The sequence below is a fragment of the Bradyrhizobium genosp. SA-4 str. CB756 genome, from assembly GCF_000473125.1.
GTDB classification, from domain to species: domain Bacteria; phylum Pseudomonadota; class Alphaproteobacteria; order Rhizobiales; family Xanthobacteraceae; genus Bradyrhizobium; species Bradyrhizobium arachidis.
Genome location: NZ_KI421499.1, coordinates 1,349,625 through 1,365,180, shown reverse-complemented (window position 1 = coordinate 1,365,180; position 15,556 = coordinate 1,349,625). Strand labels below are relative to the sequence as shown.

The 15,556-nt window shown below is 66.7% G+C and carries 10 protein-coding genes; 5 read left to right on the top strand and 5 right to left on the bottom strand.

Annotation, left to right across the window (positions count from 1 at the left end; genetic code table 11):
• Window positions 1–276: 276 nt before the first annotated feature.
• Complete coding sequence (locus BRAGE_RS0106560) at window positions 277–5,928, top strand: negative regulator of septation ring formation (protein WP_027560385.1); 5,652 nt, start codon at window positions 277–279, stop codon at window positions 5,926–5,928.
• 340 nt (window positions 5,929–6,268) lie between these two features.
• Here the strand turns inward: BRAGE_RS0106560 and BRAGE_RS0106555 are convergent, their stop codons facing one another.
• The 3 genes from BRAGE_RS0106555 to BRAGE_RS0106545 are packed head-to-tail and all read right to left on the bottom strand — an operon-like array spanning window position 6,269 to window position 9,085.
• Window positions 6,269–7,138 carry an MlaD family protein gene (locus BRAGE_RS0106555; protein ID WP_027560386.1) on the bottom strand — a complete coding sequence of 290 codons (870 nt, stop codon included), beginning with the start codon at window positions 7,136–7,138 and terminating at the stop codon, window positions 6,269–6,271.
• A 25-nt stretch (window positions 7,139–7,163) separates the two neighbouring features.
• Entirely contained in the window at window positions 7,164–7,949 is a 786-nt protein-coding gene (locus BRAGE_RS0106550) for an ABC transporter ATP-binding protein (protein WP_035729442.1), read from the bottom strand.
• Window positions 7,950–7,951: 2 nt separating this feature from the next.
• Entirely contained in the window at window positions 7,952–9,085 is a 1,134-nt protein-coding gene (locus BRAGE_RS0106545) for an MlaE family ABC transporter permease (RefSeq protein ID WP_028146217.1), read from the bottom strand.
• 134 nt (window positions 9,086–9,219) lie between these two features.
• On the opposite strand from BRAGE_RS0106545, the gene dgcA reads away from it, so the two are divergent.
• Window positions 9,220–10,215 carry an N-acetyl-D-Glu racemase DgcA gene (dgcA, locus tag BRAGE_RS0106540; RefSeq protein ID WP_027560389.1) on the top strand — a complete coding sequence of 332 codons (996 nt, stop codon included), beginning with the start codon at window positions 9,220–9,222 and terminating at the stop codon, window positions 10,213–10,215.
• On the opposite strand, the gene BRAGE_RS0106535 is transcribed toward dgcA, so the two are convergent.
• Window positions 10,185–11,381, bottom strand: a complete 1,197-nt coding sequence (locus tag BRAGE_RS0106535; protein WP_027560390.1) for an MFS transporter — start codon at window positions 11,379–11,381, stop codon at window positions 10,185–10,187. The genes dgcA and BRAGE_RS0106535 overlap by 31 nt on opposite strands.
• Window positions 11,382–11,456: 75 nt before the next feature.
• On the opposite strand from BRAGE_RS0106535, the gene BRAGE_RS0106530 reads away from it, so the two are divergent.
• The 3 genes from BRAGE_RS0106530 to BRAGE_RS47935 all read left to right on the top strand — a co-directional run bounded on the left by BRAGE_RS0106530 (window position 11,457) and on the right by BRAGE_RS47935 (window position 14,831).
• On the top strand, window positions 11,457–12,833 hold the full coding sequence (locus BRAGE_RS0106530; protein ID WP_027560391.1) for a hypothetical protein: 1,377 nt from the start codon (window positions 11,457–11,459) through the stop codon (window positions 12,831–12,833).
• 264 nt (window positions 12,834–13,097) lie between these two features.
• The gene (locus BRAGE_RS0106525; RefSeq protein WP_035729441.1) at window positions 13,098–13,853 is read left to right on the top strand and encodes an outer membrane protein; all 756 of its coding nucleotides are present in this window, start codon (window positions 13,098–13,100) and stop codon (window positions 13,851–13,853) included.
• Between the two features lie 168 nt (window positions 13,854–14,021).
• Window positions 14,022–14,831, top strand: coding sequence for a Hint domain-containing protein (locus tag BRAGE_RS47935; RefSeq protein WP_051395250.1), 810 nt, complete (start codon window positions 14,022–14,024; stop codon window positions 14,829–14,831).
• Between the two features lie 102 nt (window positions 14,832–14,933).
• Here the strand turns inward: BRAGE_RS47935 and BRAGE_RS0106510 are convergent, their stop codons facing one another.
• Complete coding sequence (locus BRAGE_RS0106510; RefSeq protein ID WP_035729440.1) at window positions 14,934–15,293, bottom strand: hypothetical protein; 360 nt, start codon at window positions 15,291–15,293, stop codon at window positions 14,934–14,936.
• Between the last annotated feature and the right edge of the window lie 263 nt (window positions 15,294–15,556).

Genomic DNA, 15,556 nt, shown 5'->3' with positions numbered 1-15,556 from the left:
ACGAAAAGTTGCCGCAATCGACCAAGTTCGGTGGAGAATTGCATTTATTGCTAAGGCTTTACGGCGCGATCCTGTTAACGATGATTAAGATTGTCTTAATCGCGGGCATTTCATTCGCGACGCTCTGCCAATAGGATGTTGCGGAAATTAGCGGACAAGCCGTCCGGGTGGGGACGGCTCGGAGATCCGCGCAAGCGGCATGATCCGGTCTGTGAGCTTGCGTCGCGCGCAGGGCTCGCGGGGGGCGTGTACAAGTAACGAGGGCTCAGACTGAACATGGCGAATACTCCCAAGAAGGTCAAAGACCCGACAGAAGTTGCGCTTTCTGCGATCCAGGAAGCCCTGAACATCAGCGATACGGCCGCGGACACCAGCCGCAACGCCGCAATGCGCAACGAGACCGCGCCTGCGATGACACCGCCGGCGCCTCCCGTGTTCGACGACGAGCCGACCTTCGAGCCGCGCCCGGCCGCCAATGAGCGCGCCACCGTGTTCGATTCGATCGAGGAGCCGCGCACCGCGCGCCGTGCCGCCAATGACGACCGCGAGACCATCGGCCAGCTGCTCCAGGCGCTTCAGAAGGGCCGCCCCGCCCGCAGCGTCTACACCTTCGCCACCATCTTCGCCGGCGTCTGGCTTGCGGCCTGCGCCGCGCTGACCGTCGGCTTCCTGCCCTCGATCCAGGCCGCCATGGGCCAGAGCGGCGGCGTGCTGGTCATCGCCGGCCTGATCGCGATGTTCTTCGCTCCGATCATGCTGTTCTATTTCCTGGCGAGCCTCGTCTGGCGCGGCCAGGAAATGCGCATGATCGCGCAAGCGATGGCGCAGGTCGCGATCCGCTTCTCCGAGCCGGAAGGCTCGGCCTCCGATTCCATGGTCACGGTCGGCCAGGCCATCCGCCGCGAGGTCGCGGCGATGGGCGACGGCATCGAGCGCGCGATCGCGCGCGCCGGCGAGCTCGAGACGCTGGTCGCCAACGAGGTCGCCGCGCTCGAGCGCGCCTATAGCGACAACGAGGTGCGCATCCGCGCCCTGCTCCAGGACATCGCGCATCAGCGCGACAACCTGGTCGGCCAGGCCGAGCAGGTCCGCAGCGCCATCTCCGGCGTGCAGATCGATCTGCGCCACGACATCGCGCTGATCTCGGACGCGATCGCCTCGCGCGTCGACGAGGTCGCAAAATCCATCACCGGCGCGCTGGAAGAGCGCGGCGCCCACATCACCAGCGCCTTGAGCAATGCCGGCGACAACATGATCCTGGCGCTCGGCGAGCGCGGCGGCGACCTGCTCGACCGCCTCGAGGAAGCCAGCAACGAGACCACGCGCGCCGTGCTCGATGCCAGCGAGCGGCTGACCACCAGCCTCAACTTCAAGACCGGCCACGTCCACGACGAGTTCGTCGACCTCGCCGACCGCGTCCACGAAATGCTGAACGAGCGCATCGACCGCATCACCGGCGAGTTCGAGCAGCGCTCCGCCGCCATCGTCGACGGCATCTCCGAGCGCACCGAGCAGGTGCACGACAGCCTGAAGAACTCGTCGGATTCGCTGCTGCTCGAGCTCGAGCTGCGCTCCAACGACCTCTCCGCCAAGATCGACGACGCCGGCAACCGCCTCGCCGGCCACATCATGACCAGCGGCGACAAGGCGAGCGAGGCGCTCGACGCCACCGTCAACGCCCTCGTCGCCAAGGTCGTCAGCCAGACCGAGACCGCGCACGACTCGCTGTCGCTGCAGATGAGCGCGTTCGACGAGCTGGTGAAGAACCAGGGCTCCGAGCTGGTCGAGAAGTTCGCCCGCGACTCCGGCACGCTGGGCGCGCTGATCACCCGCCACATCTCCGAGTTCGACCGCACCGTGAAGACGTTCGGCGGCGAGATCGTCGAGCGCATGGGCCAGCGCACCCAGGACATCCATGAGTCGCTGAAGACCTATGTCGACAATTTCGACACCCGCTTCACCGCCAACGGCGGCGAGATCACGGCCGTGCTCGACCAGCGTCTGGTGCAGTTCGAGACCACGATCGGCGACCGCGTCAGCAATTTCGACGCCTCGCTGAACGGCAAGATCGCCAGCCTCGACGGCACCATCGAAGGCCACATCAAGACCTTCGACGAGCAGCTCGGCGGCCGCGTCAGCTCGCTCGAGCAGTCGTTCGATACCCGCGCGCGGTCCGTCACCGAGACCATCGACGGCCGTCTCAACACGCTCGCGACCTCGCTGACCGACGGTGCCGCGCAGGCGATCCAGTCGATCGACTCGCGCCTCACCCACCTCACGACGTCGCTGACCGACGGCGCATCGCAGACCATCCACACCATCGATACGCGCCTGACGCATCTGACCACCACCCTCACCGGCGGCGCCTCGCAGGCGCTCGAGTCCATCGACACCCGCCTCACCTACCTGACGACCGCGCTGACCAACGGCGCCTCGCATGCCATGCAGTCGATCGACACCCGCCTCGGTCTGTTGACCTCGACGCTGACCGACGGCACCGCGCAGGCGATCGAGGCGGTCGACCGCCGCATCACCGGCGTCACCGAGATCATCGACAGCCGCAGCACGCATCTGACCGACACGGTCACCGCGCGCTTCCAGGACGTCCAGCAGGCCATCGAGACCAAGGTCGGCTCTGTCGCGAGCGACATCGACGTGCGCGTGGCGCAGTTCGAGGACCTGCTCGGCTCGCGCGTCGAGGCCGTCGCCGGCCGCATCGAGAGCAGCGGCCGCCAGGCCAGCGAGGACATGATCTCCCGCGCCGAGATGATCTCGACCGCGATCCGCTCGCACGTCGAGGACGCCGAACGCTCGCTCACCAACCTCGTCGTCAACACCAGCGAGACGATCCAGACCGGTGCGCGCACCGCCCAGCAGTCGCTGATGACGGTCTCCTCCGACGTCAACGCCCAGCTCAAGATGACCTCCGCCGAGGTCGAGCGCGCGCTGACCGCGGTCGGCACGGGAGCAGCGAACTCGATCCTGAGCAGCGCCCGCGAAGCGCAGTCGTCGCTGGTCGCAGCATCCGGCGATGCATCGAACCAGATCAAGGGGCTCGCAGCCGACGTCGAGCGCACGCTGTCGGCGGCCGGTTCCGCCACCGCAGCCTCGATCCTGGCCGGCGCCCGCGAGGTGCAGACCACGCTCGTCACGGCGTCTTCGGACGCGGCCAATCACGTCAAGACGCTCACCGCCGACGTGCAGCGTTCGCTGTCGCTCGCCGGCACCACCACGGCGGAATCGATCACGGCCGGCGCCCGCGATGCGCAGACTTCGCTGATCGCCGCCTCGAGCGAGACTGCCAACCAGATCAAGGCACTCTCCTCCGACGTGCAGCGCTCGCTCTCGATGGCGGGCACTGCGACGGCCGAATCCATCATGGCCGGCGCCCGCGAAGCCCAGAGCACGCTGGTCACGGCGTCCTCGGACGCGGCGAGCCAGGTCAAGTCGCTTGCGGCCGAAGTGCATCGTTCGCTCTCGCAGGTCGGCCAGACCACCGCCGAGACGATCACCACCAGCGCCCGCGACGCCCAGAGCACCCTGCTCTCGGTCTCCGCCGAGCAGACCAGCCAGGTCCGCTCGCTCGCGGCCGAGATGCAGCGCGCGCTGGCGACCGCCGGCGGCGCCACCATCGAGGCGCTGACCAGCGGCGTGCGCGAAGCGCAGGGCACGCTGATCTCCGCATCGACCGATGCGGCGAGCCAGATCAAGTCGCTGACCACGGACATCGAGCGCACGCTGACTGCGGTCGGCGCCGACACCGCCTCGACCATCCTCAACAGCGCGCGTGAGGCGCAGACCTCGCTGACCTCGACCTCCGCGGATGCCGCGAGCCAGATCCGCACGATCTCGACCGAGATCGAGCGTGCACTGAGCGCGGCCACCGCGAATGCGACCAGCGACATCCAGAGCAGCGCGCTCAACGCCCAAAACGCGCTGATCTCCGCCTCCAACGAGGCGAGCTCGCGGGTCAAGTCGAGCTCGGCCGACATCGAGCGCTCGGTGCTTGCCGCCTCAAGCAGCTTCGGCCAGGCCATGACCGGCAAGACCGACGAGATCGTCACCTATGTGCAGCAGCAGGCCGACCGCCTGTCGAACATGATCGACGCCAAGCGCGGCGCGCTGGTCGACGCGATCGGCTCGAAGACCAGCCAGCTCACGCTCGACATCGACCGCGTCACCTCCGACGCGCTGAAGTCGATCGAGACGCGCGGCCACGCCTTCTCGCAGACCATGATGGGCAACGGCTCGGAAGTCGCCCGCACCATCAATGCGGCGAGCGAGATGGCCACCGGCGCGGTCGGCAAGTCGCTCAAGGACCTCGAGCAGGCCTCGCGTTCCGCGATCGACCAGTCGCGCCAGGTCTCGATCGCGGCCGTCACCGAGATGCAGGAGACCAGCAAGATCCTGCGCACCGACACGGTCGCCCTGTTCGAGCGCCTGCGCGAAGGCAACATCCTGCTGCAGGAGGTGCTGACCGGTGCGCACGACAACCTCAACTCGCTCGAGCGGGCGCTGGTGACGCGCGTCGCCGACTTCGTTTCGGCGATGAACGACGTCACCTCGCGCAACGGCGCTGCGACGCAGAACCTCGAAGACCAGCTCAACGTCTTCAACAGCAAGACCACGAAGGCGCTGCAGGATCTCGGCGAGCTGTCGACCCAGTTCGACGCCCACGGCAAGGCGCTCGTCGATGCCGCCCAGGTCGTCGAGCAGAGCAACAAGAACACCACCGCCTCGCTCGCCGAACGCAAGCAAGCGCTGGAATCGCTCGTCACCACGATCGACCTGCGCACGACCGATCTCGACCAACGGCTGTCGCGCTTCACCGGCCTGCTCGATGAATCGCTGGCCGCCGCCGAGGAGCGTGCCCGCGACATCGCCCGCGTCGTCGCGGAGACCGCCGGCGCCGGCTCGGCCGCGATCACCCGCCAGTTCGAGGCGGTGCGATCGGCCTCCGAGGAGGAGCACCGGCAGACCATCGAGGCCATGCACGACATCTACCGCCAGACCACCGACGAGGCGGATGCGATGTTCAAGCAGTCGACCGAGAAGTTCACCAACCTCGTGTCCAGCATGAAGCAGATGGCGTTCGAGATGCACAACGAGCTCGAAGCCACCCGCAACGAGCTGCGCCGCGGCGTGCTCGAGATGCCGCAGGAGGCCGCCGAGAGCACTGCGCAGATGCGCAAGGTGATCGTCGACCAGATCGAGGCCCTCGCCGAGCTCAACCGCATCGTGGCCCAGCACGGCCGCGGCCTCGACGTCTCGACGACGGGCCGCGCCTCTGCCGCCGTCCAGCGCCAGGATGAGCCGTTGATGGCAGCCGCGGGCGGTCGCGGCACCGAGACGCGCATGCGCGACACCGGCAGCGCCTCGACGCTGCCGCCGCCGGACCTCGGCATGCCCGCCCCCTCGCGTCGCACCGAAGCGCCGTCGGTTGCGCCTTCCAGCAACGACCAGAACCGTGACGGCTGGCTGTCGGATCTGCTCAACCGCACCGACGCCAACCAGGGCGCCCCGAACGGTCGCGAGGCTTCCCGTGGCCGCGCTGCACCCGCGCCGCAGCCGCAGGCGCCGCAGAGCAGCAGCAATCCGCTGGAATCGCTGTCGCTCGACATCGGTCGGCTGATGGACCGCAACCTCGCCGCCGAGATGTGGGACCGCTACCAGCGCGGCGAGAACAAGGCCTTCACCAAGCGCCTGTACACGCCCGCCGGCCAGAAGGCCTTTGACGAGGTCGCCCGCAAGTATCGCGCCGACCGCAACTTCAAGGGCACCGTCGACCGCTACGTCGCCGAGTTCGAGCGCCTGCTCGACGAAGTCGCCCGCGACGGCCGCGGCCCGCAGGAACTGCGCAGCCACCTGACCTCGGAGACGGGCCTGGTCTACACCCTGCTCGCGCATGCGGCGGGCCGGCTGGGGTAAGCGGCAATCATCGCGAATAGAAAACGGAGGCCTCACGGCCTCCGTTTTTGTTTGCGATCGTCGTTGCGATGGTAGGAAAGGCCACGCCCTGATCTATCACCGTCACCCTGAGGCGGACGCGCAGCGGCCCTCGAAGGGCAACGGCCCGGCTGCTTCCGGGCCGAGCATCCTTCGAGGCTCGCTGCGCTCGCACCTCAGGATGCCGGGACCAAGAGCGAGGTCGACGTAGCGATCGTCATTGCGAGGAGCGAAGCGACGAAGCAATCCAGACTGTCTCCGCAGAGGTAGTCTGGACTGTTTCGCTTCGCTTGCAATGACGAGTGGAGAGGTCCGTGTCCGCCTACTGCCGCCTCGGCGCCGCTACCGGCTTCGGCGGCTCGGGCGGCGGGGCGGCTTGCGATGAGTTGCTGGCGCCGAACAGCACGCGGGTGGGGTTGCGGTCAAAATTGTTTACGGCGCGGCTGATGTCGCCGAGGGTGCGGCGGCCGTCCGTCATCAGCGCGCCGGAGCGCTTGTCGAAATCTTCGGCGAGTTCGCGGATCGACTTCACCGCCTGGAACAGCTCGCCGCCGTCCTTGCCGCCGGCGAGCGTGTTGAGGCCGAGCATGAGATTGTCGGCCTTGAGCATCACGCCGTCGACCTTGGCCATCACGCCGTCGATCTTCTCGGAGTTGCGGGCGAGCGAGTTGGTGAAGGTCTCCAGGTTCTTCAGCGAGTTCTTCACCGACTCCTGATTGTCGGCGACGATCTTGTTGATGTTCTGGAGCGTGGCGCGGATCGCCTCGGTGACGTCCTGGAGCTTGTTCGGATCGGCCGTCAGCGTGGGAATGCCGTCCTCGTCGAGCGGCGGCGCCGGTGCCGCCTCCTCGCCGCCCTTGAGCGAGATCGCGGCAACGCCCGTCAGGCCCTGGAATTCGAGGCCGACCAGCGTGTCCTTGCGGATCGGCGCGTTGTTCTCGACCATGGCGAGTGCGACAACCCGCCGCGGGTTATCGAGCTTCACCGAGACCACTTCACCTACCCGGATACCGTTGAAGTTGACGCTGCCGCCGTTGCGCAGGCCCGCGGCCGGGCCCTCGAACACGACGCGCAGCGGGCTGCGCTGCTTGGTGGTGTGCAGTGACTGGAACCACAGCACGAAGCCGATCGCCGCGGCAATCACCGCAAGCGTGAACGACCCGATCAATACGTAATTCGCCCGCGTTTCCATCAGGTGCTCCGGCTACTCAACCCAGCTACGAACCCATGACCGCGCGGGCGCGCTTGCCATGGAAATACTGCCTCAGCCAGGGATGCTGCGAGGCCTGCATGTCGGCCATCGACCCTGCAGCAATGATCTTACCGTTCCCTAAAACGGCGATGCGGTCACATGCTGTGTAGAGGCTGTCGAGGTCGTGCGTTACCATGAAAACCGTCAGCCCCAAAGTGCGCTGGAGCGTCCTCACCAGTTCGTCAAAATCGCCGGCGCCGATCGGGTCGAGGCCCGAGGTCGGCTCGTCCAGGAACACGAGGTCAGGATCGAGCGAGAGCGCGCGGGCCAGCGCCACGCGCTTGATCATGCCGCCCGACAATTCCGACGGAAAGCGCTCAGCAACCTCGGGCTTGAGGCCCACCATCGTGAGCTTGGCCATGGTGATCTCGTCCATCAGCCGCTGCGACACGCGAAGATATTCGCGCATCGGAAACTGGATGTTCTGCCGCACGGTGAGCGAAGAGAACAGCGCGCCCTGCTGGAACAGCACGCCCCAGCGCCGCTCGACATTGCGGCGCTGCGATGTGCTGGAGGAATCGAGGTCGACGCCGAAGACCTCGATGGAGCCTGCGACCTTCGGCACGAGGCCGATGATGGTGCGCGTCAAAACCGATTTGCCCGCGCCAGAGGGGCCGACGAAGCCGAGGATCTCGCCGCGCTTGACGTCGAGGTTGAGGCCGTCGAGCACGCGCGTCGATCCGAACTGCACGGTGATGTCGCGGACGCGGATGATCGGGTTTTGAACAGCGTTTTGGATGTCTTGCGCCATCGTCACATCCCGATCGAGGCGAAGAAGATGGCGAACACGCCGTCCATGACGATGACGAAGAAGATGCCCTTCACCACCGAGGCTGTCGTGTGCTGTCCGAGCGATTCCGCGCTGCCCTGCACCGCGAGCCCTTCGACGCAGGCGACGATGCCGATCACGGCGGCCATGACAGGTGCCTTGACGATGCCGACGATGAAATGGTCGATCGAGATGGCGTCGCGCAGCCGCAGCAGGAAGGCCTCGGGATCGACACCGCCATAGAGCCAGGCGACGAGCCCGCCGCCATAGAGCGCGGCCATCGCGCCGAGGAAGGCGAGGATCGGCAGCGCCAACACCAGCGCCAGCATGCGCGGCAGCACCAGCACCTCGATCGGATCGAAGCCCATGGTGCGCAGTGCGTCGATCTCCTCGCGCATCTTCATCGAGCCGAGCTCGGCGGTGTAGGCGCTGCCCGAGCGGCCCGCGACCATGATCGCGACCAAGAGCACGCCGATCTCGCGCAGCACCAGCACGCCGAGCATGTCGACCACGAAGATGTCGGCGCCGAAACGGCGGAAATGAAAGATGCCCTGCTGGGCTATGATGCAGCCGATCAGGAAGGTGATCAGCACGATGATCGGCACCGCGCGCCAGCACACCTGCTCCAAATGGTGCACGGTCGAAGTCAGGCGGAACGAGCGTGGATGGATCAGCACGCGAAAGCCTGCGGCGAGCACCGCGCCAAGCATGTCGATGAGGCCGGTCATCGTGCCGGTAAGGCCGGCCACGGCGCGGCCGATCTGCTCCAGCATGCCGGTGATGGTGATCGTGCTGCTCTCGATCACGGGGGTCGCCCTGACCCGCCGCACCTCGTCGACGAGGCTGGAATAATTGGCGGAGAGGCCGGCGATCTGCGCCTCGACCGGCCCTTGCGTCAGGCTGCGGCGCAGCCGCTCGATCAGCCAGGCGCCGAAGGTGTCGAGCTTGGCGACCTCGGAGACGTCGATGAAGATGCTTTGCGGGCCGCCGGCGAGCTTCTCGGCGTCAGCCACCATCCGCTCCAGCACCGGCGCGAAGCTCGCGGTCCAGGTTCCGGTGGCGCAGAGGGCCAGCGCGTTGCCTTTGGCAATCCGCTCCAGCTTGGGATCGCCGTTCAAGATGTCCGCTCCCTTGCCGAGGCGGAGAAAATCAGATCGTTGCGCACGCGCCCTTACCTAGAGAAGGTACCCCCAACTGGCCATTGTTAGTTGCTAGAGGTAACTAGCAGGTTCAGATTTCGCCAGAGTTCAAAATGACTTCCAGCAAAGTTCCGGCACTTAGGGCGCAAATCGAGCGCTTTCCGATTGCCGGCAGTTTCACCATCAGCCGGGGCGCCAAGACCGAGGCGGTGACCGTCGTGGCCGAGGTGAGCCGGGACGGCCTGACCGGCCGCGGCGAGTGCGTGCCCTATCCCCGCTATGGCGAGACCCCTGAGGCGACGCTAGCCGCGATCCAGGCCATGGAGGACGCGATCCGGGGCGGTCTCGACCGGGAGGCCCTCCAGGCCGCCATGAAGCCTGGCGCGGCCCGCAACGCCCTGGATTGCGCGTTCATCGATCTGGAAGCCAAAACGGCGGACCTGCGGGCCTGGAGCCTGCTCGGCCGCCCCTCGCCGGGCGAGCGCACCACCGCCTTCACGATTTCGTTGGGTACGCCCGAGGCGATGGCGGCGGCGGCCGCCAAGGCCGCGCACCGGCCCCTGCTCAAGATCAAGCTCGGCGGCGATGGCGATCCGGAGCGCATTGCGGCGGTGCGCAGGGCCGCCCCGGAGTCCGAGCTGATCGTCGACGCCAACGAGGCCTGGGCCGAGGCCAATCTGGAAGCCAACCTCGCCGCCTGCGCCGCCGCCGGCGTCACGCTCGTGGAGCAGCCGCTGCCAGCCGGCAAGGACGACGCGCTGGCGCGGATCGAGCGGCCGCTCGCGGTCTGCGCCGACGAGAGCGTGCATGACCGTGGTTCGCTCGCGCCATTGCGAGATCGCTACGACGCCGTGAACATCAAGCTCGACAAGACCGGCGGCCTCACCGAAGCCCTCGCGATGGCCGATGACGCGCAGGCGCTCGGCTTCGAGATCATGATCGGCTGCATGGTCGCAACCTCGCTGTCGATGGCCCCCGCCATGCTGGTGACGCCGCAGGCGCGCTTCGTCGATCTTGACGGCCCGCTGCTGCTGGCGCGCGACCGCGATCACGCCCTGCGTTACGACGGCAGCCTGGTCTATCCGCCGGAGTCCTCGCTCTGGGGGTGAGCGATCAGCCGATGCCGCGCCGACCAGATCACGAGCGCGCCGGCCGCGGCCATTGCGGCCATGACGTAATAGAGGCCGTCGCCGATGCGGGCGTAGATCGCGCCTGACGCGATCGAGGTCGCAGCACCGAGCAGTCCGTTGCAGGCGGCGTAGTAGCCCTGCCCGCGCGCGATCTGGTGCGAGGGCACACGCTGCACCAGCAGGCTCATGGTGCCGAGAATGGTCATGCCGAAGGTGAATCCGTGGCCGAGCTGCGCGATCGCGAGCAGCGCGAGCGGCGGCTCGTTGGCGGTAACGATCCAGCGCAGCACGGCGCTCAGGCCCCCGATCGCGATCATCGTGGACGGATGCAGCGAGAAGCGCGGCGACAGCGCGAACACGACAATCTCGGCGATCACGCCCAGCGTCCACAGCCCCGCGATCGTCAGGCCGCCGAGACCATGGAGCTGCCAGTTGATGGCCGAGAACGTGTAATAGGCGACGTGGCTGCCCTGGATCAGCGCGGCCGAGGCGATCACGGCCCAGAAACCGAGATCGCGCAGCAGCGCCGTGTCGGCACGCGGCTCGGCGCTCTTGCGCCTGACATCATCGAGCGGCTGCAGCAACAGGCTGGCGAGGATGGCAACGACGGCCCAGGCGACGATGACCCAGATCAGGTCGCGCGCCGCGATGACGTCGACGAGATAGCCGCAGGCGAGCGAGCCCGCGGCGAACGCCGCCGAGCCCCACAGCCGCAACGGGCCGTAATCGAGCCCGTAGCGCGCGACGCCGCGCAGCGCATAGGCATCGGTCAGCGGCATCGTCGGTGTCCACATCATGCAAGTCAGCGCATAGATCAGGAACAGCGCCAGCGGCTGCTGCTGCAAGCCCACGGCCGCAAACCCGATGGCGGTCGCCAGCACTGACACCATCATGCCGGCGCGGATGGCGTGCCGCTTTTCGGCAAAGGCGGTCACTTGCGGCAGCGTGGTGAAGCGCGTGATCGCCGGCAGCGCGTTGATGAGGCCGATCCAGCTTGCGTCGATGCCGATCGCCTTCAGCCAGACCGGAAAGAACGGCAGATGCGTTCCCGATACCGCGAACACCGCCGAGTAGAACAGCGCGAGGCTGACGGCGAATCGCCGCTTCACGGCTGCTGGCGTGGGGATTTGTGATTCGGACTGCATCAAACCAATTGCGATTCGGTCGATATCGTGGTGATCGTTAGTGTAACGCGTGGTGATTTGCGCGACGAGATTGTCATGGCCAACGAAGCATTCGCCCTTTCGCCCATGTCTGCCCGCGCGGCCGAGCCGAACGAGCAGGATTACGACGCGATCCGCGAAGCCTTCATGGAGACTGCGCGCGGCCGCTGGTTCCTCGGCGAATATGCCAAGCGCAACCGCAATGCCGACACCCGCATGGTGCTGGATGCGGTCGCGAAAATCGAAGAAACCCTTGCGGCACAGCGACAACCCGTCGTCGAAGACCGCCTGCCCGAGGCGCTGGTCGAGATCCGCCGCGCCATCCGCGAGGCCGAGACCATCGCGATCGCGGCGTGCGATCCCGCCGCGATCGAGGCCAGCCTCGCCCCGATTCCGCGCGGGGTGCGCATCATCAAGGAGATCTCCTGGCGCTGGCGCGAGATCGGCGCCGATGGGCGAATCTGCGACCTCATTGATTCGCAGCTTGCCTCGATCGAGGCCGCCTGCGGGCAGATTTCGACCATCGACCCCCGCGTCGAGCTCAAGGCCGCATTCGATCTGCTCAGGGAACGCATCGAGCAGACCGAGGGCGGCGCAACGCCGCAGGCCGCGCATCCCTCGCCGGTGCCTGCGCAGGACACACCGCCACCGGCCACAGAGACTCGGGCTGCCGAGCCCTCCGCGATGGCGAGCGACGCACCGGTGGCTTTTCCGGAGACGCAGCCGGACATCGCGGCGGCTCCCGAGCCCGAAGCAGTGGCGGAGACGACCGGGACGGCTGAGGCGTCCGCGATCACCGAGCAGGCCATCGATGCCGCCGTCGCGCCGGAGATCGCAGCCGAGAGCGAAAGCGCGCCCGACGACGTCGCGGTTGCGGATATCGCTTTTGAAGAGCCCGTCGCCGAGCCTGCCGCTATCGCGGAGGTGACCGACGAGTTCTCACTCGACGCCGCCGCGGACGCCGAAGACGAAGCCATCCTCGAAGCCATCGCGCTGGAGATGGCCGCGCCCGATCCGGAGTTCGACGAGATCATCGAGCCGGTCGAGATCGCAGCCGCTCCGGAGCCGATGGCCGCCGAGGCGGCGGCGCCCGTCACCATCGAGGTCGAGGTGCCGGCTGCCGCTGTACCGGTCGCGGAGGAGCCCGCAGAAGACGCGCCGATCGCGATGGAGTCGCTCGCGCGCCTCACCAATGCGATCGCCGAGGCCGCCGCCGAGGTGATGGAGCAGCCGGCCCCCGCCATGGCCGCCGCCGCAAGCTTCGGCGCCGCGCCGACCGCGACGCTGCCGATGCCCTCGCCCTTGTCCGAACCCTCGCTCGGCGCCACCATCCTCGCCAGCGGCATGCTGCAAAAGCCCCGCGCCGCCGCCAACGATCCACTGGCCCCGATCCGCCGCATGACCCAGGCCGAGAAGATCGCGTTCTTCTCGTAACGGGGCGAAGGTTCCCTCCACATCGTCAGCTTTAGCCTCGTCACCCTGAGGTGCGCGCCCGCGCGATTGTGACGCGCACGCGTCGATCCCATGACGCACGCCGAAAGATGCGTGGAAATATTTGCGCGGAGAAAGCCCTCGGCAATCGTCTACATCACGAGGGCATGCGGTCCGTCGCGTGCCGCTGTCCGCGAACGCGTGCGCGAGACGCCATTGGTCCCGCGCAGCGGTTCTGCGACCGCAGCAAGCCAGAGACTCTGTCCGATGACATCTTCTCTCCCGATCACGACGGCAATCCTCGGCGTCACAGCCATCGTCTTTGCTGCCAACGCCTCGGCCGCCGACCTGCCGCCCTATCCGCACGATGCGCCGGTCATTCGCGGTGCGCCGGTCTATGGCTGGCAAGGCGCGTATGTCGGCGTCGCGGGCGGCGGGTCGTGGGGACGCAGCAAGCATGTCGATCGTGTGACAGGCCTCGACGACACACCGGTGTTCAACGTCAATGGCGGCGTGTTCGGCGCGACGGCGGGCTACAATTGGCAGCTGATGAGCTGGATCTTCGGCGCCGAGGGCGACTTGTCATGGGCCGGTCAAAAAGGCAGCTCGCTGGACAGCGGTCCTGCCGGCAACGTGGATTTCTCGAGCTTCACAAAACTGCAATGGCTGGGCACGCTTCGCGGGCGCATCGGATACACGCCCGGCAATGTGCTGCTCTATGCGACGGCGGGTTATGCAGCCGCAGGCGTCGAAGCCGGCGTGAAATCGTCCGCAACCGGCGCGGTCTTCGACAGCGCATCGTCGTGGCGATCCGGATGGACCGCGGGTGCAGGTGCCGAATGGGCATTCGCGCCTGCTTGGTCGGCAAAAGTCGAATATCTCCATGTGAAACTGGAAGATGGCGGCTTCACCACGCCCAACCTCGGCGCGGCGTTCGATCGCAGTCACGTGTCATTCGACGATCACATTGTTCGGATCGGCGTGAACTACTATTTCAGCGGCCTTCCGATCCGACACTACTAGTCTGAAATTCTCTCGAGTGACTCTTCGTCACTGCATGAAGTTTTGACTCATCGTCGCGCGAACTTTCTGCTATATGCCGCGACCAACAGGCGAAGCTCGGCTGCAACGATCCTGATCGCGTTGAAGCCGATTGCATATAAGCCGACGGTAGATACAGGGAATTTTGCGATGTCAGAGATCACGACCCCGTCGTCGGGTGCCGCCACGCGGCGTGCCGTCATATCGAGAGGCCTTGGTGCTGCGGCAGCAGGCGTTGCCGCAAGCGCGATGACCACGCGCTCCGCAATGGCGGACGGCAAGAGCAACGGAGCGGCCAGTTTCGTTGGTGGAGGCGGCGCCGCCAGCGGTGGCAATTGCTTCCTGAAGGGCACCCGGATTTCCACAGCGGCGGGCGAGCGCAGGATCGAGGATCTCGTCGTCGGTGATCTCTTGCCGACGGTGTTCGGCGGAATGCGCGCGGTGCAATGGATCGGCCGGTTCAGCCGCACCAGGAGCGATCCGAACAAGCCGTGGGTGAAGAGCGCACGGCCGGTCCGCATCGCGCGCTCAGCGCTTGCTCCCAACGTGCCGCATGCCGACCTCTACGTGACCCAGGGTCACGCCGTGCTACTCGACGGCCTCCTCATCCCCGCCGGCAACCTCGTCAACGGCACGACGATCACGCTCGACGCCGCGGATGAGCATGACGCACTCGAATTCTTCCACATCAAGCTCGAATCCCACGACGTGATCTACGCCGAAGGTGCGCCTTGCGAGACGCTGCTGCGGGTCGACGAGACCATGAGCAATTTTGCGGACTACCTGCGCAAGCACGGCGAGCAGGACGCGCGGGACGTCCATTGCGCGCCGATCACCGGCCATGGCCGCCGCAGCGCGATGATGACGAGAGCGCGGCGCCTGGTCTCGCCCTTCCTCGGCCCGCAAAAGGTCGACATCATCAGCGCTCGCCTCGGCTCGCGGGCGGCTGGCATCATCTGAGCCCGCGCACAGAGATCGACGACATCGAGGACGATCAGGCAGCCGGCGCACCGGCTGCCGCGACATGAGCGCTCGCGACCGGCGAAAATCCTGCCCCGTCGACTAGCCGCAATTCCAGACCGCGCCGATCGGCGTCCGCGTCCAGCACGGGCCGAAACTGCCGCCATTGTAGCGGCCGCCGCCAAAGCCGGGCCGGCCGAAATAGTGCCACTCGCCGTCCCAGCGGTAATACTGCGGCACCGGGTCGATGTACCAGTGACGCCGCTCGCTGCGCGCAAGGCGCCGCATCGCGTCCTTCTGCTTGTAGAGCGGAATGCTGTTGCTCAGCGGCTGACGATAGCCCGGCAGGAAGCCGTAGCCATGCCAGACCGGCTTGGGGCGCTTTTGCGTTGACGCAGCGGACGCGATGGCGGGCAGCAGCGACAGGACGATAGCAACAGACAGACACATGAGGCGCGACATGGATCGACCATAGAGAGTCGCTTGCGGGAAGGCCATTCAAATCAGGGTGCGGAGCTGCAACAAATGGGCGGTGCCGAATGCAAAGCCGATCAAGCCTCACGCATCGCATGTCGATCTCCAAGCTACACCGTTTACGACAAGAGCGCCGATCCGGCGAAACGGGCCGAGGGCGGCTATCGTGCCATAATTGATCCCACTCATCGGGGCTTTGTTGCTGTACTGTCGACCTCGCTAGTCATGGTGCCCTGACAGAAGGCGCGCGC